Raw genomic sequence first — 2,216 nt, 5'->3', positions numbered from 1 at the left:
GCTGCGAGCGCTGCCGCCGGGAACCTAACGGTCCAGCACGTCCCCCCGGCCACCTGAACGCCGGGCCGACGTGCTGGACCGTTAGGTTCCCGGCGGCAGCGCTCGCAGCCGGACGCTGGTGATGGCGCGCCCGGTCACCTCGACCACCTCGGCGGTGAACTCGGGCAGCGCCACCACCTCGCCGGGCGCGGTAGGGATGTGCCCGAGCGAGGCCAGCATCCGGCCCGCGATCGTGGTGTACCCGCCCTCGTCGACCCCGTCGGCGAACCCGATGTCCGGCAGGTCGTGCAGCGGGAACGCCCCGGGCAGCAGCAACGCGCCGTCAGCCTCGGTCACCACCGACTCCACGTCCCTGTCGCTCTCGTCGTAGATCTCGCCCACAATTTCCTCGACCAGATCCTCCATGGTCACAATGCCGTCGATGGCCCCGCGCTCGTCCACCACCAGGGCCAACTGCTGGCGGTCCAGGCGCATCTGCCGCAGCGCGTCGGACACCCGCAAGGTCTCCGGCAGCAGCAACCCGGGCCTGCCCAGCGCGTCCACCGGCCCCTGCGCTCCGATCAAGTCCCGAAGGTGCACGACAGCAATGACATCGTCCAGCCCGGCCCGCCCCACCACCGGCGCGCGTGAGTGACCGCCCCGGATGAGCTGCTGCAGGGCATCTGCGGCGGGCAGACCGGTGGGCAGCGTCAGCACATCGCGGCGGGGCACCAGGATCTCGCGCAAAATCCGGTCGGCGATCTCGAACGCCCCCGAGATGATCGTGCGCTGTTCGGCCGAGAAGTCCTGCTGCGCCGCAACCATGTCGCGGATCTCCTCGGTGCTGACCTCCTCGCGCTGGGCGCGGGGGTCGCCGCCGGCCAGGCGCACGATGAGGTCGGTGGCCGTGCTCAACAACCAGACCGCCGGGCGCGAGACCGTCGAGAGCAGGTCCAGCGGGCGGGCCACCAGCAGGGCCCATCCTTCGGTACGTTGCATGGCGATCCGCTTGGGCGCCAGCTCGCCGATGACCAGCGTGACGAAGGCGAGCGCAATGGTCACCAGCACAATCGCCGCGGGCCGCGCCGCCGCCCCCAGAAAGCCGAGCGGCCCCGCCAGCCGCTCCGACAGTGAGACGGCAGCCGCTGCGGAAGCGAGGAACCCGGCGAGCGTGATCCCGATCTGGATGGTGGCCAGGAAACGGTTCGGATCGCGGGCGAGCCGCCCGAGCAGCCGCCCCGAGCGTGAGGTCTTCTCCAGCTTGTGCACCTGGCTGTCGCGCAACGACACCAGCGCCATCTCGCTGCCCGAGAACGCCGCGTTGACCAGCACCAGCACCAGCACGAGGACAATTTGCCCGGCTAAGCCATCCACCAGCCCACGCTAACCGCCAAAGAGCCGCTTCATCCCGGTACGTCCTCAGCCCACACGCGCCAGTCGTCCAGCACGCCGTACAACGCCGGAGTGAGCCACCCCGGCGCCGACCGCTGGAACACCCCCGGGTCCATCCGCCCGGCCCCGGCCGGCAACGCGCCCACCAGGTGCGGCACCAACTCGGTCAGGTTTGCCCAGTGCACCAGTTCCGGCTGGCCCGGCCAAGCCCCCAGCATCACCTTCGCGGTAACACCGCGCCGCTCCAAGGCCTCCAACGTGAGCGCGGTGTGGTTCATCGTCCCCCGCCCCGCATGCGCCACCACAATCGCCGGCGCCCCCAACGAGGTAGCCAGGTCCCCAGCCGTCCACGCCTGCCCGGACGGCCGGACGCCCACCGGCACCAGCAACCCGCCGGCCCCTTCGACAAGCACGAGATCATGGTTGCCGGCCTCGGCCCGGATCGCGTCCACGACCTCGTACAACTCCAGCGGCGCCAGCCCAGCCACGCGCGCAGCGGCCAGCGGGGTCAACGGCTCGGGGTACGAGGCCAAGGTCCGGCAGGTATGCGGGGCGGCCAGCCGGGTGATCAGGTCGGTGTCGCTCGGGCCACCATCGGCTGTGCCGGTCTGGCCCAGCTTGATGACAGCAACGCGGAGACCCGCGGCCTGGGCCGACGCGGCGATCGCGGCGGCGGCAATGGTCTTGCCGACATCGATGTCGGTGCCGGTGATGAGGACGATGCCGCGCCACTCGCCGTGCCCGACGTGCCGGGGGGAGGGGTGCGAGGCGCGGGTCTCCTCCGGAGCGGTTCCTTCAGTGGCGTCCGGGACCGGGGTGGCCGGGAGGTCTGCGGCGGCGGGGGC

The 2,216-nt window shown here is 71.6% G+C and carries 2 protein-coding genes; both read right to left on the bottom strand.

The window, feature by feature from the left end:
• Positions 1 to 81: 81 nt before the first annotated feature.
• Positions 82 to 1,353, bottom strand: coding sequence for a hemolysin family protein (locus TFC3_RS25115; protein WP_067504657.1), 1,272 nt, complete (start codon positions 1,351 to 1,353; stop codon positions 82 to 84).
• A 29-nt stretch (positions 1,354 to 1,382) separates the two neighbouring features.
• On the bottom strand, positions 1,383 to 2,093 hold the full coding sequence (gene bioD, locus TFC3_RS25110; protein ID WP_067507528.1) for a dethiobiotin synthase: 711 nt from the start codon (positions 2,091 to 2,093) through the stop codon (positions 1,383 to 1,385).
• Positions 2,094 to 2,216: the final 123 nt, after the last annotated feature.

Origin of the sequence: Actinoplanes sp. TFC3, assembly GCF_001553785.1 — a bacterium.
Taxonomy (GTDB): domain Bacteria; phylum Actinomycetota; class Actinomycetes; order Mycobacteriales; family Micromonosporaceae; genus Actinoplanes.
The sequence above is the reverse complement of the archived record's forward strand: the minus strand, read 5'-3'. Positions and strand labels throughout refer to the sequence as shown.